This is a genomic window from Microbacterium natoriense (assembly GCF_030816295.1).
GTDB classification, from domain to species: domain Bacteria; phylum Actinomycetota; class Actinomycetes; order Actinomycetales; family Microbacteriaceae; genus Microbacterium; species Microbacterium natoriense_A.
Window position 1 is genome coordinate 1,926,516 of the sequence record NZ_JAUSXV010000001.1, and the last position, 20,354, is coordinate 1,946,869.

General features: G+C 68.3%; 17 protein-coding genes and 1 riboswitch. Of the genes, 3 read left to right on the top strand and 14 right to left on the bottom strand.

The window, feature by feature from the left end:
• Window positions 1-11: 11 nt before the first annotated feature.
• Together QFZ53_RS08780 and QFZ53_RS08785 are read right to left on the bottom strand one after the other, a co-directional pair.
• The gene (locus QFZ53_RS08780; protein WP_292906558.1) at window positions 12-1,619 is read right to left on the bottom strand and encodes an FAD-dependent oxidoreductase; all 1,608 of its coding nucleotides are present in this window, start codon (window positions 1,617-1,619) and stop codon (window positions 12-14) included.
• A gap of 156 nt (window positions 1,620-1,775) precedes the next feature.
• A complete protein-coding gene (locus QFZ53_RS08785; protein ID WP_292906559.1) occupies window positions 1,776-1,979 on the bottom strand; it encodes an AsnC family protein in 204 nt (67 codons plus the stop codon).
• A gap of 111 nt (window positions 1,980-2,090) precedes the next feature.
• Between QFZ53_RS08785 and QFZ53_RS08790 the strand changes: the two genes are divergently transcribed.
• A complete protein-coding gene (locus QFZ53_RS08790) occupies window positions 2,091-3,122 on the top strand; it encodes a S66 family peptidase (RefSeq protein WP_292906560.1) in 1,032 nt (343 codons plus the stop codon).
• Between the two features lie 49 nt (window positions 3,123-3,171).
• Here QFZ53_RS08790 and QFZ53_RS08795 read toward each other — a convergent pair whose 3' ends face one another.
• The 5 genes from QFZ53_RS08795 to QFZ53_RS08815 all read right to left on the bottom strand — a co-directional run bounded on the left by QFZ53_RS08795 (window position 3,172) and on the right by QFZ53_RS08815 (window position 9,732).
• Window positions 3,172-4,632 (bottom strand): MFS transporter, encoded by a 1,461-nt coding sequence (locus tag QFZ53_RS08795; protein ID WP_292906561.1) that lies wholly within the window; start codon window positions 4,630-4,632, stop codon window positions 3,172-3,174.
• Between the two features lie 85 nt (window positions 4,633-4,717).
• Complete coding sequence (locus QFZ53_RS08800) at window positions 4,718-6,442, bottom strand: glycoside hydrolase family 35 protein (RefSeq protein WP_307295502.1); 1,725 nt, start codon at window positions 6,440-6,442, stop codon at window positions 4,718-4,720.
• A gap of 60 nt (window positions 6,443-6,502) precedes the next feature.
• Window positions 6,503-7,864 carry an ABC transporter substrate-binding protein gene (locus tag QFZ53_RS08805; protein ID WP_307295504.1) on the bottom strand — a complete coding sequence of 454 codons (1,362 nt, stop codon included), beginning with the start codon at window positions 7,862-7,864 and terminating at the stop codon, window positions 6,503-6,505.
• Window positions 7,865-7,925: 61 nt separating this feature from the next.
• Complete coding sequence (locus QFZ53_RS08810) at window positions 7,926-8,816, bottom strand: carbohydrate ABC transporter permease (RefSeq protein WP_292906564.1); 891 nt, start codon at window positions 8,814-8,816, stop codon at window positions 7,926-7,928.
• 1 nt (window position 8,817) lies between these two features.
• Window positions 8,818-9,732, bottom strand: coding sequence for a carbohydrate ABC transporter permease (locus QFZ53_RS08815; RefSeq protein WP_292906565.1), 915 nt, complete (start codon window positions 9,730-9,732; stop codon window positions 8,818-8,820).
• Between the two features lie 167 nt (window positions 9,733-9,899).
• On the opposite strand from QFZ53_RS08815, the gene QFZ53_RS08820 reads away from it, so the two are divergent.
• Window positions 9,900-10,886: a LacI family DNA-binding transcriptional regulator gene (locus QFZ53_RS08820; protein ID WP_307299376.1), complete on the top strand. Its 987-nt coding sequence runs from the start codon at window positions 9,900-9,902 to the stop codon at window positions 10,884-10,886.
• A 97-nt stretch (window positions 10,887-10,983) separates the two neighbouring features.
• On the opposite strand, the gene QFZ53_RS08825 is transcribed toward QFZ53_RS08820, so the two are convergent.
• The 7 genes from QFZ53_RS08825 to QFZ53_RS08855 form a co-directional block, all read right to left on the bottom strand.
• Window positions 10,984-11,340 carry a Fe-S protein gene (locus QFZ53_RS08825; protein ID WP_307295507.1) on the bottom strand — a complete coding sequence of 119 codons (357 nt, stop codon included), beginning with the start codon at window positions 11,338-11,340 and terminating at the stop codon, window positions 10,984-10,986.
• A 160-nt stretch (window positions 11,341-11,500) separates the two neighbouring features.
• On the bottom strand, window positions 11,501-11,974 hold the full coding sequence (gene ribH / locus QFZ53_RS08830) for a 6,7-dimethyl-8-ribityllumazine synthase (RefSeq protein ID WP_292906567.1): 474 nt from the start codon (window positions 11,972-11,974) through the stop codon (window positions 11,501-11,503).
• Window positions 11,971-13,233, bottom strand: a complete 1,263-nt coding sequence (gene ribA, locus QFZ53_RS08835; protein ID WP_307295509.1) for a GTP cyclohydrolase II — start codon at window positions 13,231-13,233, stop codon at window positions 11,971-11,973. The genes ribH and ribA overlap by 4 nt, the downstream gene beginning before the upstream one ends.
• Entirely contained in the window at window positions 13,230-13,862 is a 633-nt protein-coding gene (locus QFZ53_RS08840) for a riboflavin synthase (RefSeq protein WP_292906571.1), read from the bottom strand. Before QFZ53_RS08840 ends, ribA begins: the two co-directional genes overlap by 4 nt.
• Window positions 13,862-14,899, bottom strand: a complete 1,038-nt coding sequence (gene ribD / locus QFZ53_RS08845; RefSeq protein WP_307295512.1) for a bifunctional diaminohydroxyphosphoribosylaminopyrimidine deaminase/5-amino-6-(5-phosphoribosylamino)uracil reductase RibD — start codon at window positions 14,897-14,899, stop codon at window positions 13,862-13,864. Before ribD ends, QFZ53_RS08840 begins: the two co-directional genes overlap by 1 nt.
• Before the next feature lie 60 nt (window positions 14,900-14,959).
• Window positions 14,960-15,104: riboswitch (FMN riboswitch) on the bottom strand.
• Between the two features lie 121 nt (window positions 15,105-15,225).
• Window positions 15,226-16,089, bottom strand: coding sequence for an Fpg/Nei family DNA glycosylase (locus QFZ53_RS08850; RefSeq protein WP_307295514.1), 864 nt, complete (start codon window positions 16,087-16,089; stop codon window positions 15,226-15,228).
• Window positions 16,090-16,159: 70 nt separating this feature from the next.
• A complete protein-coding gene (locus QFZ53_RS08855; RefSeq protein ID WP_307295516.1) occupies window positions 16,160-16,726 on the bottom strand; it encodes a GNAT family N-acetyltransferase in 567 nt (188 codons plus the stop codon).
• A gap of 64 nt (window positions 16,727-16,790) precedes the next feature.
• Here QFZ53_RS08855 and mfd point away from each other — a divergent pair, with 64 nt between their 5' ends.
• Window positions 16,791-20,354 (top strand): transcription-repair coupling factor, encoded by a 3,564-nt coding sequence (gene mfd, locus QFZ53_RS08860; RefSeq protein ID WP_307295518.1) that lies wholly within the window; start codon window positions 16,791-16,793, stop codon window positions 20,352-20,354.

The window sequence follows — 20,354 nt, forward strand, 5'->3', positions numbered from 1 at the left end:
CTCTTCCTCTCTCAGAATGCCAGCGCGCGGTGGACGGATGCCACCGCGCTCGATCCTTCGCCGACAGCGGCCGCGACCCGCTTCATCGATCCGCGCCGCACGTCTCCTGCCGCGAACACCCGTGGTGCCGACGTCTCGAACGGCAACGGCTCACGACCGAGCCCCTGCCACTGCGCGAGGGTCTGGATCCCCACATCGGTGCCGGTGCGGATGAACCCCTCGGCGTCGCGGTCGAGCGTCGGCAGCCAGGACGTCGCGGGCGTCGCTCCGATGAAGCAGAACAGCCCCCGAGCGTCGACCTCGCCGACGGTGTCGATGCGCACCGACTCCAGCGTGCCGTCCCCGTCGAGTCCGGTGACGTTCGAGGATGTGTGGACATGCACACGCGGGTCGTCGGCGAGACGGTCGGCCAGGTAGCTCGACATTCGCGTGCCCAGGTCGTGGCCCCGCACGACGAGGTGCACGGGCGAGCCGTGGGCTGCGAGGTAGAGCGCGGCTTGTCCAGCGGAGTTCGCGCCGCCGACCACCACCACGGGCTTGCCCTGCACCTGGCGCAGCTCGAGCGGAGTGGCGGCGTAGTACACCCCGGAACGCTCGAAGTCCGCCCAACGATCGAGGTCGAGTCGACGATACGCCGCTCCCGAGGTGACGACCGCGCTGCGCGCGCGGATCAGACGACCGTCCGACAGGGCGATGTCGAGCAGGTCGGGTCCGGCCCGAGTCAGCCCGACCGCTTCGCACGGCGCATAGACCCGCACGCCGAACTTCAGCGCCTGGAGTATCGCCTGGCCGATCAGATCGCCGCCGCTGACGCCGAAAGGAAACCCCAGGAAGTTCTCGATGCGTGACGTGGCTGCGGCCTGTCCGCCCGGTGCGACGGCATCCAGCAGAACAGTGCTCAGGCCCTCGGAGGCTCCGTAGATGGCGGCCGCGAGTCCGGCAGGGCCGCCGCCGACCACGACGAGATCGACGACCTCATCCGCCTGTGCCTGATAGCTGAGGCCGAGGCGCTCGGCGACGAGGCCGGGAGTCGCGCGCTTGAGCGGTTCGCCCTGGATGAAGGCGACCGGAAGGTCACCGACCGTGATGTCATGCGAGTCGAGCGAGCCCAGCTCGCCGGGTGGGAGAGCCACGGCCTTGTGCACCAGGTCGAGGCGCTCGGCGAAACGACGCAACGCCAGGAGGTCGTTCGACGACGCGGTTCCCACGAACTTCAGGGTCATGGCGGCAGGCCCCGTGCGGAGCGATTCACGGCGCGCCCACAGAGCGTGCAGGATCAGATCGCACAGTTCGTCGTCCTCGTTCATGAGGGCACGCAGTGCCGCCCGGCTCACGCGGTGGACCCGTCCCGGTTGCATCACGCGGGCCGTCAGAAAAGCGCTCTGCCCGTTCAACAGCCCGAGTTCGCCGGCGAAGGAGCGCGGACCCATCGTGGTGATGACGGCCTCTTCGATCCAGCGTGCGGCGCCGCGGACGATCTGAATCTCACCGGATTCGATGACGATGAGGTCGTAGTCCGCGTCGCCGGCGCGGAACACATGGTCGCCGGCGGCGACGTCCTCCGCGGTGCCGGCCGCGACCAGCCGTCCCCACTGCTCATCGGTGAGCACAGGCGACATGACCGGATCCGCCTCTTCCGGTCCGTCGTGCTCTTCGATTCCGTCCAATCGGCGCCTCCGATGCTCGTGGCGTCAACGGTATCCGTTGACTGGGCGCGGATTCCACCGCGCGCGGGTATTTCGTTCTGCACATCCGAGCGCGGCCGAGATGTGCTGTCAGCGCTGGCCGAACCGCCGGTGAGCCGCCTGCTTGCTGACGCCGAGTGCACTCGCGATCGCCTGCCACGAGTAGCCGAGGTTGCGTGCTCGACGCACCTGGGTCTCTTCGGCGCGAGCGATGTCCTGGCGTATGGCGGCGAGGCGGTGCAGCTCTGACAGCGGCTCGCCCCCTTCGTGCTGTGCGATCGCGGGTGTCGTCATCTCGATTCTCCTTTCGTCAACCATTGTTGACGAGCTCGGTCGATCTGTCAACATGCCTTGACGAGTCGCACGATCTCCCGAATGCATCCATCCGGATGGCACACTGAACGGATGCTGTCCACACCCAAGCTCGTGCCCGGTGACAGAATCGCCGTCCTCTCTCCGGCCTTCGCTGCCCCGGCCGTCGCCCCGGAGCTGCACGAACAGGCCCTAGAACGACTGACCGAGCTGACCGGGCTCATCCCCGTCGAGTACCCGACCACGCGTGAGCTCGGCGCGAGCCCGGAGGCGCGAGCGGCTGACGTCAACGCGGCGTTCGCCGATTCCGGCATCCGCGCGATCCTCGCCACCATCGGCGGAGACGACCAGCTCATGGTCGTGCCGCACCTCGATGCCGCGCTCGCGATCGCCGACCCGAAGCCGTTCGTGGGGTACAGCGACAACACGAACATCCTCAACTGGCTGTGGGGCAACGGCATCCGCGGCTACTACGGCGGCTCGACCGCCGTGCATCTCGGCCCGGGGCCCGCCGTCGACGACATCCACGCTCGCTCGTTGCGCGCCCTGCTCATGGATGGTGCCGCGCTCGAGATCACCGAGCCGGGGGAGTCGGAGGACGTCGGCAGGCGCTGGGCCGACCCGCGCGCCCTCACCGAGTACGGTGATCGGGTGCCCACCGAACCATGGACGTGGGCGGGGCCGCCGAGACGCGTGGCAGGGCGCACCTGGGGAGGTTGCCTCGAATCGATCGACGGACTGGCGTTCCTGGGCCGGTTGCCGCACGCGCAGGAACTCGACGGAGCGATCCTTCTGCTGGAGACGAGCGAGGAGCGCCCATCAGCCGGCTGGGTGGCCCGCTGGCTGCGCGGGCTCGGAGAACTCGGCATCCTCGAGGCGGCAGCGGGCGTGATGGTGGCCCGCCCGCCCGTGAGCGACTTCGAGTTCCGTCCTTCGCCGGCCGAGGCGAAGGCTCTGCGTGATGCTCAACGCGACGTGGTGCTCGACGTCGTCGCGCGGTACAACCCGGATGCCGTGGTGTGTGTCGGTGTGCCGTTCGGTCATACCCGCCCGCAGTGGATCCTGCCCTACGGCGGCACCATGGTGCTCGACGGCGGCGCCAGGAGGATCACCGCCCACTACTGAGAAATGGCCGCGCCCCGGAGACGGGCACGGCCATTTCTCTCAGAGAGGGTCAGAGTTCCACAGCAGCGGCGAGGCCCAGGTCCTCTTCGTAGTCGTGGTCCTTCGTCTCTGTCGACAGCAGGAGGGCCACGAACGTGAGCACGCCCATCACCGACAGGTACAGGCCGACGAGCCAGGGTGCGCCGCCGGCCCATTCCCACAGCTTCAGCGCGATCAGCGGAGCCACCGCCGCGCCGAGGATCGACGAGACGTTGTACGAGATCGCCGAGCCGGTGTACCGCACGTTCGTCGGGAACAGCTCGGGCAGCAGGGCGCCCATCGGGCCGAACGTCGCGCCCATCAGCATGAAGCCGAACACGAGGAACGCCTGCGTCAGCGCTCCGGTGAACTTCGGGTCGACCGCCGGCATGAGGAAGGCGTTGAACGAGAGGCCGAACACGATGATGAGCCCGGTGACCCACAGCAGCAGTTTGCGGCGGCCGATCGCGTCGGCGATGGGTCCCGAGAGCAGGGTGAAGATGCCGAAGAACACCACGCCGATGATCTGCATGAGCACGAAGTCGGTGTATCCGAAGCCGAGGCCTGGATAGAACTGCGCCGCGAACGCGGTGGCGTCGAAATCCTTGCCGGTGGCTTCCGCTGCGGCCCGAGCGGCAGCGGAGGCCGTCTCGAGCGATGCGGCCTTGGTGCCGTAAGCGAGCGTGAAGTTCGTCATCAGGTAGAACAGCACGTAGGTCGCCAGCATGATGAACGTGCCGAGGATCAGCTGCTTCCAGTGGTGACGGAACACGGTGGCGAGCGGCAGCTTGCGGATCGCGCCCTTCTGCTCGGCCTTCTTGAACGTGTCGGATTCGACGAGCTTCAACCGCACCCACAGGCCGATGATGACCATGACGGCGGAGAACAGGAACGGGATGCGCCAGCCCCACGACAGGAACGCTTCGGACTTCAGCGCCGGGTTCTCGGAGTGCGGCAGAGCCCAGTTGATGCCGAGGAACAGGAAGTTCGCGATGATGAAGCCGAGCGGCGCCCCGAGCTGCGGGAAGGTGCCGTACCAGGCGCGCTTGCCCTTCGGGGCGTTCTCGGTGGCGACCAGTGCGGCCCCTGACCACTCGCCGCCGAGCGCGAAGCCCTGAGCGAGTCGCAGGATCAGCAGCAGCAGCGCGGCCCACCATCCGATCACCTGGTAGGTGGGCAGCAGCCCGATCAGGAACGTTGCGATGCCCATCGTGAGAAGCGAGGCGACGAGGGTGGCCTTGCGCCCGAACTTGTCGCCGAAGTGGCCGAACACGACGGCCCCGATGGGACGAGCGACCATGGCGGCGCCGAAGACGGCGAATGACGAGAGCAGGGACGTCGTGTCGTCTCCCGTCGGGAAGAACAGCACGGGAAAGACGAGCACGGCCGCTGTCGCGTAGGCGTAGAAGTCGTAGAACTCGATCGTCGTGCCGACGAGGCTCGCGGTGATGACGCGCGAGCGGGGGTTCGCGGGCGCCGTTGTCGTACTCAAAGTGCTCCTCCGATCATTGCTCCACGCGGAGCACCTGGGGAGTTTACGCCTTCCTGAGTGTTTGCTGGGCGAAGCGCCCTGCGCGTCACTCCTCTGTGACGCCGAGTGACAATGCGGGGAGGAAGGCGGCCACGGGGGACAGCAGCTGCTCGAGCTCCAGCACGACGAGGCGGTTCTCACCCGGGACGGTGGCGGGCTCAGGCACGTACATCGTTCGGGTCGGTCCATTGCGCCAGTAGCGTCCGAGGAAGAAGCCGTTCACGAATGCGTAGCCCTTGCTCCACTCCGACGTGTCGAGGAAGAGGTCGGCCGGAGCGTCGAGATCGAACGACGCCGTCCATGCCGAGGGGCCGGTCTCGGCGGGGGAGAACGAGGCGGATTCCGCGATGGCAGACACGTCGAGCGGCGTCGACGTCCAGCCGGTGAGGGGCTCGCCGTTCAGCGTGACACTGCCGATCAGGCCCTTCTCCTCGCCGAGCCGGTGGTCGTAGTTCACGCGCCCCTGGTCTTCGACGAGGATGCTGAGCGCCGCGCCGGGCGGAATCGTGATCGCGCGGTCGTGCCGGGTGCGGGCGAGCGTGCCCACCGACACTCCGTCGACGCTGACCCACGCGAGGTCGCGAACGTCGCCGATGACCAGCTGGCCGCCTCGTGCTCCCGGCAGTTCGAGGTCGTAGCGGACGAGAGCGCTGAGATGGCCGAGCGTATCGAACGAGAGCGGATGTTCTGCCCGATCGGTGGGTGCCGGAGCATGGGTCCAGGCTCCCGCGCGGGTCAGCGGCACGGAGAACTCAGGCGCCTCGGTTGCTGCTGCCGGAAGCTCGTCGGGAACCGGTGCGTACTTCGCGATGACGTCGCGGAACGCGAAGAACTTCGCCGTCGGATTGCCTGCTTCGTCGAGCGGGGCGTCGTAGTCGTAGGACGTGACGAGCGGCAGATACCGGCCCTTGTCGTTCGCGCCGTTCGTCAGGCCGAAGTTCGTGCCGCCGTGGAACATGTAGATGTTGACCGAGGCGCCGGCGGCGAGCAGGTCGTCGAGGTCGGATGCCGCGGCATCCGTGTCGGTGGTGTGGTGGACCCCGCCCCACCAGTCGAACCAGCCGTCCCAGAACTCCGAGCACATGAGAGGGCCGGTGGGCTGGTGACGACGTAGCGTCGCGAGGCGCTCCGTGCTGCGCGAGCCGAAGGAGCCGGTCTTGTGGAGTTCGGGCAGGCTGCCGTCGGCGAGCATCTGGTCGGTGGGCTGGTCGACCGTCGTGAGCGGCACGGTGATGCCGGCGGCGCGAGTCACCTCGACGAGCGCGCGCAGATAGTCCTTGTCGGCGCCGTAGGCGCCGTACTCGTTCTCGATCTGGACGAGGATGACGGGACCGCCGCGGTCGATCTGCCGCGGTGCGACGACCTCGTACACGCGGCGCAGGTAGGCGCTGACGTCGGCGAGATACGACGGCTCGGAGGAGCGGAGCTCGCGTCCATCACCGGTGAGCCAGACGGGGAGACCGCCGTTGTGCCACTCGGCGCAGATGTAGGGGCCGGGACGGACGATCGCGTCCATGCCCTCAGCGGCCACGAGGTCGAGGAAGCGACCGAGGTCGTTCCAGCCGCTGGCATCCCACTCGCCGCGCCGCGGCTCGTGAGCGTTCCACGCGACATAGGTCTCGATGGTGTTCAGCCCCATCAGGCGGGCCTTGCGGATGCGATCCTGCCACTGATCCGGGTGCACGCGGAAGTAGTGGATGGCGCCCGCGATCACGCGGTGCGGCCGACCCTCGCGGAGGAAGTCGGTGTCGCCGATGGAGAAGCTGGTCACGATGAAGCGCTTTCGGTGAAGAAGGGCGGGCGCGCCGACGGCGCGCCCGCCCTGAGGGTGTTACTTGTTGACGGAGAAGCCCTGCGAGTTGCCGTACTCGGCCAGCGCGTCCTGCCATGCGGTCAGGCCCTCGTTGAGGTCCGTGCCGTTCTGGTAGGACTGGCCGACAGTGTCGCCGAAGATGCTGTTCGCGTAGACCTGGTAGGGCAGGTAGTTCCAGCCCTTGACGACGTTCTTCGCGGCATCCGCGAGCACCTCGTTGATCTTCTGGCCGCCGAAGTACTCCGGGGCCTCGCTGAGGAACTCGTCGCTCGAGAGCTCGGCGTTGGTCGACGGGAAGCCGCCGGACTCGAGGAAGATCTTGATGCTGTCCTCGGAGTTGTTGAGCCACCACAGGAAGCCGGCTGCGAGAGCCGGGTTCTTGCTCTGCGTCGTGACGGCCTGGCCGCCGCCGCCGTTCTCGGCGCTCGCCGGGGCGCCGTCGTAGGTCGGCATCGGGGCGACTCGCCAGTTGCCGGATCCGTCGGGGGAGCCGGAGATCAGGTTGCCGGGCATCCAGGCGCCGATGATGAGCGTCGCGATGCTGCCGTCGCCGAGGCCGCGGAACCACTCGTCGCTCCAGCTGGAGGTCGGGGCGACGAGGCCCTCGGTGACCAGGCGGTTCCAGTTCTCGGTCCACTTCTTCGAACCGGCATCCTGCAGGTCGATCGTGACGTCCGTGCCGTCGGTCTGGAAGGGCTGGCCGCCGGCCTGCCAGATCATCGAGGTCGCGAAGCCCGCGTCGCCGGTGTCGTTGGTGATGTACGCGTCGGGGTTGGCCGCGTGGATCGCCTTGGCCGCCTCGTAGTACTCGTCCCACGTGGTGGGCACGGCGATGCCTGCGGCGTCGAAGACGGCCTTGTTGTAGAACAGCGCCATGGGGCCCGAGTCCTGCGGCAGACCGTAGATGGCGTCGCCGTTGGTGACGGAGCCCCACGTGGACGCGGTGTAGTCGTCTTCGAAATCGGCGAAGCCGTACTGCGCGAGATCGACGAAGGAGTCGGTCAGCGAGAACTGGGGGAACGCCTGGTACTCGACCTGCACGACGTCGGGAGCGCCCGAGCCGGCCTTGATGGCGTTCTGGAGCTTCGTGTACTCGTCGTTGTTGGTGCCCGCGTTGACGAGGTTGACCTTGACGTTCGGGTAGGCCTTCTCGAAGGCCTCGACCTGAGCCTCGGCAGACGGCGTCCACGACCAGTACGTGATCTCGCCACCCTTCTCGAGTGCGGCCTTGACCGAGTCGAAGGTGCCGTCGCCCGCGGCAGAGCCGCCGCCGTCGGAGGAACCGCCGGTCGAGCAGCCGGCCAGGGCGATGGCCGCCACGGTTCCGGCCGCGAGCACGGCGAGGGCGCGCCGTGCAGCGGAGGAGGGAAGGTGCTTCATTGCTGTGTCCTTTCGGGAGGGTGGTCCGGCTTTGGACCGTGTTGCAGGGAGTGCGGGCGAGCTACTGCTTGACGCTTCCCGCGGTGAGACCTGACTGCCAGAAACGCTGCAGCAGCAGGAAGGCGATCACGATCGGGATGATCGTGAGGAGCGAGCCGGTGATCACGAGGTTGTAGATCGGCTGGGATCCGGCGCCGATCGCCTGCGAGCTCCACTGGTTGAGGCCGACCGTGAGCGGGTACCAGTCGGGATCGGAGAGCATGATGAGCGGCAGGAAGTAGTTGTTCCACGTCGCGACCACGGTGAAGAGCGCGACCGTCACGATGCCGGGCGCCAGCAGGCGCAGCGAGACCGTGAAGAACGTGCGGAACTCGCCGGCGCCGTCGATGCGGGCGGCTTCGAGCAGCTCGGTGGGCACTGATTCCGTGGCGAACACCCAGATCAGGTACAGCCCGAACGGGCTGATCAGAGACGGGATGATCACGGCCCACGGCGTGTTCGTGAGGCCGAGTTCGCTGAACAGCAGGAAGGTCGGCACGGCGAGGGCGGTACCCGGCACCGCGACGGCTCCGAGCACAACGGCGAAGACCGCACGGCGACCGGGGAAGCGGAACTTCGCGAGGCCGTATCCGGCCATGGTGGCCAGCAGCGTCGCACCGCCGGCGCCGACGACGACGTAGAGCAGCGTGTTGCCGAGCCAGCGCAGGAAGATGCCGTCGCGGTACGAGAAGGTCGCGGCGAGGTTGTCGAAGAGTGCGAAGTCGTCGGCGAACCACAGCCCGAAGGAGCTGAACAGGCCGCCCTGGGTCTTGGTCGCGCTGAAGAGCAGCCAGACCAGGGGAACCAGCGTGTACACGCCGTACGCGATCATGACGATCAACAGGATGTTCGACTTGCGCGGGTTGAGCGGGTCGTGACGCTTGCGGCTGGGACGGGCGAGGGGGAGTGCCATGTCAGCGCACCTCCGACTTCGAGCCGCGCAGCTGCACGACGTAGGCGATGACGGCGGTGATGACGCCCATGATGATGGCGATCGTGGCCGCGTAGTTGAACTGCTGGCCCGCGAAGGACAGGTTGTAGGCGTACATGTTCGGGGTGAAGTAGGTCGTGATGACGTTGGGGGCGAGCGGACGCAGAATGTTCGGCTCGTTGAACAGCTGGAAGCTGCCGATGATCGAGAAGATGGTCGCGATCACGAGGGCGCCGCGCACCGAGGGGATCTTGATCGAGAAGATCGTGCGCCATGCGCCTGCGCCGTCGAGCGACGCGGCCTCGTACATGTCGGTCGGAATGGTCTTCAGCGAGGAGTAGAAGATCAGCATGTTGTAGCCGACGAACTCCCAGGTGACGATGTTGCCGATCGAGACCAGCATCCATTCCTTGGCGAACGGGGTGATCCCGTCGAATCCGAGGAGGTCGTTGACGTTGCCGGCGAGGCCGAACTGGTCGCCGTAGATGTAACCCCACATGAGGACGGCGACGACGGCCGGCACGGCGTACGGCAGGAAGATCAGGATGCGGAAGAACGATGCTCCGCGCAGCCGGGCGCTGTCGAGGGCGAGAGCGGCTCCGAGTGCGAGTGCGAGCATGATCGGCACCTGCACGACGAGGAACAGCAGCACTCGTCCGAACGCCTCCCAGAACTGCGGATCGGTCAGGGCGCGCACGTAGTTGTCGAATCCGACGAACGCGTTGCCGCCGATGAGCTTCTCCTGGAAGAAGCTCAGGTAGAGCGCATAGGCGAGGGGGGTGAGGAACACCAGGGCGAACACGACCATGAAGGGGCCGACGAATGCCCAGCCCTTCCAGTCGCGCTTCTCGCGGCGGATGCCGAGGGCTCCGGCCGCCGCAGTGATATCAGTCGTCATCGACGAGTTCTCCAGTTCGGGCGGTGCGCTGCTTCGTTGCGCATCCACCATGTGTCAACGTCAACATAAGCGATCGACTGGTAATGTGTCAACGTCAACACAGAACGGATGTGATCGTGTCCGAACAGGGAACGGCAGAGTCGCCGCAGCGTCGACGCGAGCCGTCGATGGAAGACGTCGCCCGAGAGGCCGGCGTGTCGGGGCAGACGGTGTCGCGGGTGGTCAATGCACGCGGCTATGTCGGTGCTGCCACGAGAGAGCGCGTCGAGACGGCGATGCAGCGGCTCGGCTACCGGCCGAACAGCGCCGCTCGTGCCTTGCGGTCAGGGCGCTTCCGCACCATCGGCGTGGTCATGTTCTCGTTCAGCTCCTACGGCAACCAGCGCACGCTCGATGCGATCGCGGTCCGCGCCGCCGAGCTCGGCTACGCGTTGACGCTCATTCCGGTGGCGTCCAGTGCCCGTGAGACGGTGGCCGGGGCGTTCCGGCGGCTCGAAGAGCACGCGGTCGACGGCATCATCATCGTGATCGAGGCGCACCAGCTCGACGAGGCCGACATCGAGATCCCCGATGCGCTGCCGGTCGTGTTCGTCGACTCCAACCGCTCGACCGAGCATCCGTTCGTCGACACCGACCAGGCGCAGGGCGCGCGTCTCGCGACCGAGCATCTTCTCGATCTCGGACATGCGACCGCGTGGCACGTCGCGGGACCGGCGAAGTCGTACTCGGCTGAGCGGCGCCGTGAGGCCTGGCAGGCGACACTGGAGTCACGAGGGCTCGAGATCCCCGAGGCGATCGAGGGTGACTGGAGTGCTGCCTCGGGATACGAAGCGGGACGCCGCCTGGCCTCGATCGAAGGCGTGACGGCGGTGTTCGCGGCGAACGACCAGATGGCGATCGGCGTGCTCCGGGCGTTCCGCGAAGCGGGCCTCGATGTGCCGGGCGACGTCAGCGTGGTCGGTTTCGACGGCCTGCCCGATGCGGCTCAGCTGTGGCCGCCGCTGACCACTGTGCAGCAGCATCCCGAGCGTGTCGGCGCTCTGGCTGTCGATGCGCTGCTCGCCGAGCTCGAAGGCGAGGAGCGGGTGCAGACGCCGCTGGTCGGCACCGAGCTCGTCGTCCGCGCGAGCACCGCGGCGCCGCGCTCTTCCTGACGCGTTTCGTCTCGGTCGCTGCGCTCCCTCGCTCAACGACCGGTGACGAGCGGAGGACCTCATCGCTGCGCTCCCTCGCTCAGCGAACGGGGGTCGATCACCAGATGGCGGCGATGCCTGCGTTCGTTGCGGTGAGGATGCCGACCAGCCAGAACACTGCGGGAGCGATCTTCTCGCCGCGCTTCTGCCGTGCCGTGCCGATGCCGAGCAGGGCGCCGATCACGAGCAGGATCACGAGCTTCGTGCCGATCTTCGCGTAGTTCATCTCGGCGCCATCCGGCAGCCCCCAGGGGGCGGCGAGCACGAGGCCCGCGACCGCGGCGATGCTCATGCCGATGCTCATCAGACGGGTGAACTCCCGCTTTCCGCCGAAGGCCTGCACGGCCCAGGCGCCGAACAGCACGGCGAAGCCGATCAGGTGGACGAACAGCACGATGTGGCGCAGAGTCTCCATGCCCTCACCGTACGCCCGAGCGGTATTCCGCCGCCAGGTAGGCGAGCCTCAGCAGGCTTCGCCCTCATGAGAAGAGGTCAACCGCGCGAAGGAAGGACGGACGCGGTCATTCCGTCCTCGTCTCGTGCGGTTGACCTTTTCTCGGATGCCGCGGCGAGCCTCAGCCGCGAAGGTCGCGGATGACAAGAGCGGTGCGGAGCGCAGCATCCGCCGCCTCCGCTCCCTTGTCCTCCTTGGAGCCTTCGATGCCCGCGCGATCGAGACCCTGCTGTTCGTCGTCGAGGGTGAGCACACCGAAGCCGACCGGCTTGCCCGCGTCGAGCGAGACCCGGGTGAGCCCGTCGGTCGTGGCCGACGAGACGTACTCGAAGTGGGGTGTGCCGCCGCGGATGATCACACCGAGAGCGACCACCGCATCCGCTCCGCCGGCGAAAGCCGCCTGCGCCGCCACCGCGAGTTCGAACGAACCCGGTACCCGCACCAGGCGATGCGTCGCCTGCGCGGCGTTCAGAACGCGCTCGGCTCCGGCGATCAGGCCGTCCGTGATGACCTCGTGCCAGGTGCCGGCGATGATGACGACGTTCAGCCCGCGTCCGTCGATGTTCCCGGCCTGTGGAGCTCCTGCGCCGCTCATGCGTGGTCCTTTCCTTGAGCGAGAGCCTCTGCGAGCTCCGCCTGATCGATGATGTGACCCATGCGGTCACGCTTGGTCTCGAGGTACTGGTGGTTGTTCGGGCCGACTCCGACGATCAGCGGCACCTGCTCGACCACGTCGAGTCCGAGACTGCGCAGCTGATTCACCTTGTCGGTGTTGTTCGTCAGCAGACGCACCTTCGAGATTCCGAGATCCGCGAGGATGCCGGCCGCCGCCGCGTACTCGCGGGCGTCGGCAGGCAGCCCGAGGGCGAGATTGGCGTCGACCGTGTCGAGGCCCTCCTCCTGCAGGCTGTAGGCGCGCAGCTTGTTGATGAGGCCGATGCCGCGGCCCTCGTGACCGCGCATGTAGATGACGACACCGCCCTCCTGCTCGATCGCATCGAGCGCCGCGTCCAGCTGCGGGCCGCACTCGCACTTGAGCGATCCGAAGGCCTCTCCGGTCAGGCACTCGGAGTGCACGCGAACGAGCGCTGTCTCGCCGGGCTCGCCCTTGACGACCGCGATGTGATCGGTTCCGCTCACGCGGTCCTTGTAGGCGAGGAACCGGAAGGTGCCGTGCGAGGTGGGGACGGTGGCGTCCGCCCGCAGACTCACGCGGCGCGTGGTGGTCGTCGACGCGCCCTCGGGGTCGATCTCGTTCAGGTGCGCGATCAGCTGCTCGATCGTGATGACAGGCACGCCGTCGCGGGCGCCCAGCTCGATGAGCCCCGGCATCCGCATCATGCTGCCGTCTTCCGCGACGACCTCGGCGATCGCTCCGACCGGACGGAGTCCGGCGAGCTTCATGAGATCGACCGCGGCTTCGGTGTGCCCGCTGCGTTCGCGGACCCCGCCGTCCACAGCCCGCAGCGGCAGCACGTGTCCTGGCCGGATCAGATCGCCCGCGCCGGACTGCGGGTTCGCCAGCACGTTCAGCGTGTGCGCGCGGTCGTGCGCGCTGATGCCGGTGGTGACCCCTGACGCGGCGTCGACGCTGATCGTGTACGCGGTCGAGCGGGCGTCTTCGCTGACTGCGACCATGGGCTGCAGGTTCAGGGCGTCGGCGAGATCGGTCGGCATCGGGGCGCAGATGAAGCCAGACGACCACCGGACCGTCCACGCCACCCACTCGGGCGTCGCGAGCTCAGCGGAAAGGATGACATCGCCCTCGTTCTCGCGGTTCTCGTCATCCGCGACGAGCACAGGGCGGCCGGCGCGCAGCGCCTCGATGGCCTCGGGGATGGTGGACAGGCTCATCGCGAGCCTCCTTCCGTTGCGATCTCGCGGAATGCGAGCAGACGCTCGACGTGTCGGGCGAGGATGTCGGTCTCGAGGTTCACCCGATCGCCGGCGACACGCGCTCCGAGGGTCGTCGCGGCGAGTGTCTCGGGGATCAGCGAGACCTCGAACCAGGCCTGCTCCTCGGCCGGCGTGCTGACCGCGCTCACCGTCAGAGACGTGCCGTCGACGGAGATGGACCCCTTGTCGACGACGAGAGGGGCGAGGTCGGCGGGCAGCGAGACGCGCAGCACGCTCCACTGCGCTCCGGGGCGCACCTCGAGCACTGCGCCGACTCCGTCGACGTGGCCCTGCACGATGTGCCCGCCGAGACGAGCGCCCACCGGCATCGCCTTCTCGATGTTCACGCGGGTGCCGACGACGGCGCCGCCGATCGCAGCCACATCCAGGGTCTGCTTCATGACGTCGGTGTCGAAGGTGTCGGCGGTCGAGCCGACGACGGTCAGGCAGACGCCCGACACCGCTATCGACTCGCCGTGCACGGCATCCACTGCCGCCTTCGGCGCGCGCACCGTCAGGCGCCAGCCGTCGCCGGCGGGCGCGATGGCGGTGATCTCGCCGATCTCCTCGATGATTCCGGTGAACATCAGGCTTTTCCTTCTTCCAAGAGATCTTCCGTGAGGCGGGCGACCGCGAGCAGGTCGGGTCCGAGCGGCACCCATTCATCGACCGTCAGCCGGCGAGCGACGTCGATCGACGGCACGCCGATGTCGGTGAGCGCGAGGCGGTCGCCGCCGAGCAGCACGGGGGCGATGTAGGCGAGCACGCGGTCGGCGAGCCCCTCGGCGATGAACGCGCTGGCGAGCGTCGGCCCGCCTTCGATGAAGACGCTCTGCACCCCGCGGGCGTGCAGGTCGGCGACGACGGCGCGCAGGTCGCGGGTGTCGTAGAACAGAGGGGAGAGCGGATGCCGGTGCACCGCGGCGTCCGCCGGCGTTCCGCGTGAGCCGATCACCACGGGGATCGGCTGATGGTCGTAGAGGGCGTCGCCGTCACGGGCGGTGAGCGCGGGGTCGTCGGCCAGGACTGTTCCGGTGCCGACGACGATCACATCCGCCTCGGAGCGACGTCGGTGCACGTCGGCGCGGGCGGCGGGTCCGGTGATCCACTGGCTTGTGCCGTCGGATGCTGCGGCGCGACCGTCGAGGCTCTGCGCCCATTTGACGGTGATCTCGGGCCGGCCGAGTCGCTGCGCCGTGAGCCACCCCTCGATGAGTGCGTGCGCGGCATCCGCTTGCTCACCGGGCTCGACGCTGACTCCCGCGGAGCGGAGCCGATCGGCTCCGCCGCCCGAGACGGCGCCGGGGTCGTCGAGCGCGTACACGACACGGGCGATGCCGGCCTCGATGAGGGCGACGGCGCAGGGCCCTGTGCGTCCGGTGTGGTTGCAGGGTTCGAGAGTGACGACGGCGGTCGCGCCGTGCGCTGCGCCCGGCGCGAGCTTCGACAGTGCGTCGACCTCGGCGTGCGGAGTGCCGGCGCCGTGGTGCCAGCCCTCAGCCAGGACCTCGCCGTCGGGGGAGAGGATGACGGCGCCGACCTGCGGGTTAGCTCCGCGCGGTCCCTGCGCTGCGAGTTCGAGAGCGCGTGTCATCGCGTGGCGCTCCGCCTCGTTCACTGCCATCCGTCGTCCTCCTCTGAGGCTCCGGGGTTCACGAAGGGTACAACGAGCGCACGCGTGCGCATCGTGCTGCCTCCCTTCCGGACTAGCGAGATCTCTCTCGCATCACCGTCGGTACCGGAATTCCACCGGATCGGAATCTCGACGAATCGAGGCTCTCGCGGACTGTCACCGCCGGTTCGGATTCTCACCGACCCCGGAGCACGTTGATGCTCTGAGTGTACTCAACGCGCCTGGGAGCGATTCATTCCACGACATGGAACGGAACGCGACTGCGACGTGGCCCCCACTCCACCGATTCGTGACGGTGCGGCGCCGGTGGCAGCGTGCTACTTCAGCAGACGCGACAGGCGACGGTCGGCCAGCGGCTTGCCGCCGGTCTGGCAGGTGGGGCAGTACTCCATCGAGCGGTCGGCGAAGAACACGCTGCGCACGGTGTCGCCGCACACGGGGCACGCCTCACCACGGCGCGCGTGCACCTGCATGCCGCGGCGCTTGGCGTCTTTGAGGTCGGCCGGGGGCTTGCCGGCGGCGGCGGTCACGGCATCCGTCAGCGTCGCGTGCATCGACGCGAACAGGCGATCGATCTCGTCGTCGTCGAGCTTCGCCGCGATCGCGTACGGCGACATGCGCGCCGCGTGCAGGATCTCGTCGGAGTAGGCGTTGCCGATGCCCGCGATCACACCCTGATCGCGCAGCAGACCCTTGATCTGCGTGCGGCGCCCCTCGAGGAGCCCCGCGAAGACCTCGCGGGTGAACGAGGGGTCGAGGGGATCCGGTCCGAGCCGTGCGATGCCCGGGACGTCATGCGGATCGCGCACCACGTACACCGCGAGCGACTTCTTGGTGCCCGCCTCGGTGAGGTCGAATCCGCTGCCGTCGTCGAAGGCGATGCGCAGGGCGATCGGGGACTTGCCCGGTTTGATCAGCGTCGTCGGGAGCTGATCGAACCAGCGCAGCCATCCGGCTTTGGCGAGATGGAACACCAGATGCAGATCGGGTCCGCAGGACAGCACGACGAACTTGCCCTGTCGAGCGGATGCCGTCACCTCGGCGCCCTGCAGCGCGTGTATCGGCGGATCGTAGGTCCTCAACGCCGCGATCGCGGCGACAGTCGCGCGCGTGATCGTGCGTCCGACGGCGCGTTCGGCGAGGAACGCGGTCAGGCCCTGTACTTCCGGCATCTCCGGCATGGACCAATCCTGTCACCGGCATCCGACGCTGTCATCCGTCCCCGCGGAGAGCGCCGCACTCTCGAGCCGGTCAGTCGAGCACCGGCCACGTCACCGGTGCGCGGTCATCTGTCGCCAGCAGCCCGGCGAGCCAGCCGTCGTCGCGACCGCGCGGGCTGGTCAGCGCCTGGCGCTGCAGGCCTTCGTATCGGAATCCGAGTGCGCGGGCGGTGCGGGCTGACGGGATGTTCCCGGCGACAGCCTGCCAGCGGATCCGGGCGAGCCCGAGCTCTGCGAAGCCCCAGTCGACGACCGCTGCGGCAGCCTCGACGATGTACCCCTTGCCGCGTGCCTGCTCTGCGACCCAGAACCCCAGCTCGGCGTGGCCGCCGGCGTGATGCTCGGCGATGTCGTGCAGTCCGATCATGCCGACGAGCACGTCGGCATGGCGGATGCCCCACACGGTCTCCGTCTTCGTGGCCCAGGATCGGCCGACGAGATCGACGAAGTCCTCGGCGTCCTTCCGCGTGTACGGGCTCGGCACCGTCGTCCACTTCGGGATCTCGGGATCCTGGCACGCGTGCTCGATCGCCTCGACATCCGTCAGAGTCGGTGCGCTCAGGACGAGGCGGTCGGTGGTGAGGATGACCGGTTCCATCCCGGCATCCTATGTCCCACCTCGGCCGGAGCCGATGTCCGACCCCCCGGTCTAAGCTTGTCCGGTGACTGTTCCGGGGATTCTGCGCGCCTTGGAAGAGGCGTCTCTGTACCGTGACGCCCTCAGCTGGGCGCACACCGATGCCGACCTCGGACTGGTCGACGGGCTCGACGCGCCTGCGCTCGCGGGGCTCCTCGACAAGCGCGCCACCGCAGGGCATCCCGCCGCCCTCCTCGCCGTCGTCCCCACCGGGCGCCGGGCCGAAAGCCTTGCGCAGGCTCTCGCCGCGTACATCCCCGATGCGGAGGTGCTGACCTTCCCGGCCTGGGAGACCCTGCCGCACGAGCGGCTCAGCCCGAGCCCCGACACGGTCGGCCAGCGTCTGCAGACGCTGCGTCGCGTCGCCGGGTGGACGGGTGATCACCCGATCGTGGTCGTGGCCTCGGTGCGTGCGGCTCTGCAGCCGATCGCCGGCAACCTCGGCGAGATCGCGCCTGTCGTCCTGAAGACCGGAGGCCGCGGCTACGATCTCGACGGCGTCGCCGAGCAGCTCGTCGAACGCGCCTACTCGCGCGTCGACATGGTCTCGCGCCGTGGAGAGTTCGCGGTGCGCGGCGGCATCCTCGACGTCTTCCCGCCGATCTCCGAACATCCGTACCGCGTCGAGTTCTTCGGCGACGAGGTCGACCAGATCCGTGCGTTCTCGGTCGCCGACCAGCGATCCCTTCCCGGCGACGTGGATCTCGTCGATCTGGCGCCCAGCCGCGAGCTGCTGCTCACGCAGGATGTGCGCGACAACGCCCGCGCGCTGAAGGACGCGTTCCCTGCCATCGCGGGGATGCTCGAGAAGATGGCCGAGGGCATACCCGTCGAGGGCATGGAGTCGCTGCTTCCCGCCGTCGCCGGCCCGCTCAAGTCGCTCGTCGAGTACATGCCCGAAGGGGCGGCGACCGCCGTGGTCGACCCCGAGCGCGCGAGCGCCCGCGCGATCATCCTCGGCGACACGAACCGCGAGTTCCTCGATGCGGCGTGGAGTGCGGCGACCTCAGGGGCGTCCGCTCCCATCGATCTGGGAGCAGGCGACTTCCTCACGATCGCGCAGCTGCGCGAGGTCGTGCGCGACCGAGGCGGCGTGTGGTGGCGACTCAGCCCGTTCGCGATGGGGGGAGAGGATGCCGAGACGGTCGACGCCGCCGTCATCCCGTCGTTCCACGGCAACGTCGACGGCGCGATTTCGTTCGTCGACGCGAAGATTCAGGACGGCTGGCGCGTCGTCGTCATCGCGACCGGCACCGGCCTGGTCGACCGCGCGCGCGACGTGCTCTCCGACCGCGGGATCGCTGCCCGAATCGTCGACGATCTCGTGGCCGCGCCGGATGCCGGCGTCGCCACCCTCACAGCGGGCAGCGTGGAGGCGGGATTCCAGATCGCCGAGGCGAAGCTCGCCGTCCTCACCGACAACGAGTTCTACGGCCGCACGATCGGCGGAGACCAGCGTGTCGTCAAGAAGCTCGCCTCGAAGCGCAAGAACGTCGTCGACCCGCTGCAGCTCAAGCAGGGCGACTTCGTCGTGCACGCCACGCACGGCATCGGACGCTTCGTCGAGATGACGCAGCGCGAGGTGTCGACCGGCGGCCGCAACGCGACCAAGTCGGTGCGCGACTACCTCGTGCTCGAGTACGCGCCCTCCAAGCGCGGTTACCCGGGCGACAAGCTCTTCGTGCCCACCGACCAGCTCGATCTGCTCTCGAAGTACGTGGGCGGCGAGGCGCCGACCCTCTCGAAGATGGGCGGCAGCGACTGGGCGGCGGCGAAGGGCAAGGCCCGCAGGGCCGTGCGCGACATCGCGGTCGAGCTGGTGAAGCTGTACTCGGCGCGCATGAGCGCCAAGGGGTACGCCTTCGGGCCCGACACCCCGTGGCAGCGCGAGTTGGAAGAGGCGTTCCCGTTCGCCGAGACACACGACCAGCTGCAGACGATCGAGGAGATCAAGGCCGACATGGAGCGGCCGATCCCGATGGATCGCCTGCTCTCGGGCGACGTCGGCTTCGGCAAGACCGAGGTGGCCGTGCGCGCCGCCTTCAAGGCGATCCAGGACGGCAAGCAGGTCGCGATGCTCGTGCCGACGACTCTGCTCGTCAAGCAGCACCTCGAGACCTTCACCGAGCGTTTCGCCGGGTTCCCGGTGAAGGTGCGCCCGCTCTCGCGCTTCCAGACCGACAAAGAGGCCCGGCTCACCCTCGCCGGCCTCCTCGACGGCACGGTCGACATGGTCATCGGCACGCATCGCATCCTCACCGATCAGGTCATGTTCAAGGACCTCGGGTTGATGATCATCGACGAGGAGCAGCGTTTCGGCGTCGAGCACAAGGACGCGCTGAAGAAGATGAAGACGAACGTCGACATCCTCGCCATGAGCGCGACGCCCATCCCTCGAACGCTCGAGATGGCGGTCACCGGCATCCGCGAGATGTCGACCCTGCAGACGCCGCCGGAGGACAGGCATCCGATCCTCTCCTTCGTCGGTCCCCGCAGCGACAAACAGATCGCCGCCGCGATCCGGCGCGAGATCCTGCGCGAGGGGCAGGTGTTCTTCGTGCACAACCGGGTGCAGTCGATCCAGCGCGTGGCCGCCGAGATCGCCGAGCTCGTGCCCGAAGCGCGCATCGCCGTCGCACACGGGCAGCTGGGCGAGCACCAACTCGAGCAGGTGGTCGACGACTTCTGGGAGCGCAAGTTCGACGTGCTCGTGTGCACCACGATCGTCGAGACCGGGCTCGACATCTCCAACGCGAACACGATCATCATCGACCGCGCCGACAAATACGGACTCAGCCAGCTGCATCAGCTGCGCGGTCGCGTCGGCCGAGGGCGCGAGCGCGCCTACGCGTACTTCCTCTACGACGAGGCGAAGCCGCTGAGCGAGACGGCCGCCGATCGCCTGCAGACGATCGCCGTGAACAACGACCTCGGCTCGGGCATGCAGGTCGCGCTCAAGGACCTCGAGCTCCGCGGCGCGGGCAACATGCTGGGGGCCGAGCAGGCGGGGCACATCGCCGGCGTCGGCTTCGACCTGTACCTGCGCATGATCGGCGAGGCCGTCTCGACCTTCCGCGGCGAGGACGTCGAGTCCGGCCAGGAGCTGCGTCTCGAACTGCCCCTGGACGCGCGCATCCCCGAGGACTACATCGACAGCGAGCGACTGCGTCTCGAGGCGTACCAGAAGCTCTCGGCGGCCTCGGCGGCCACGGCCAAGGACGAGGCGATCGATCTCGTGATCGAGGAGCTCACCGACCGCTACGGTGCGCTGCCGCCCGAAGCCGAGGGGCTGATCGCGATCGCGCGTCTGCGCCGTCGGGCTGCTCGGGCGGGTCTGACCGATGTGGTCACGATGGGGTCGAACCTGCGGATCGCGCCGGCGCGCTTCGAGGACTCGATCAAGGTGCGGATGCAGCGGCTCTACCCGAAGGCGAAGCTGGTCGGCGGGGGCGAGGCGCTGGTCGTGCCGATGCCCACGGTGCCGGCCGCAGTCGGCGTCGGGCTCGAGCCGCTCGCCGACGCGGCGCTGCTGGAATGGGTCGCGCAGCTGTTCACCGCACTCTTCCCCGAGCCCGTCAAGGCCGAGTGA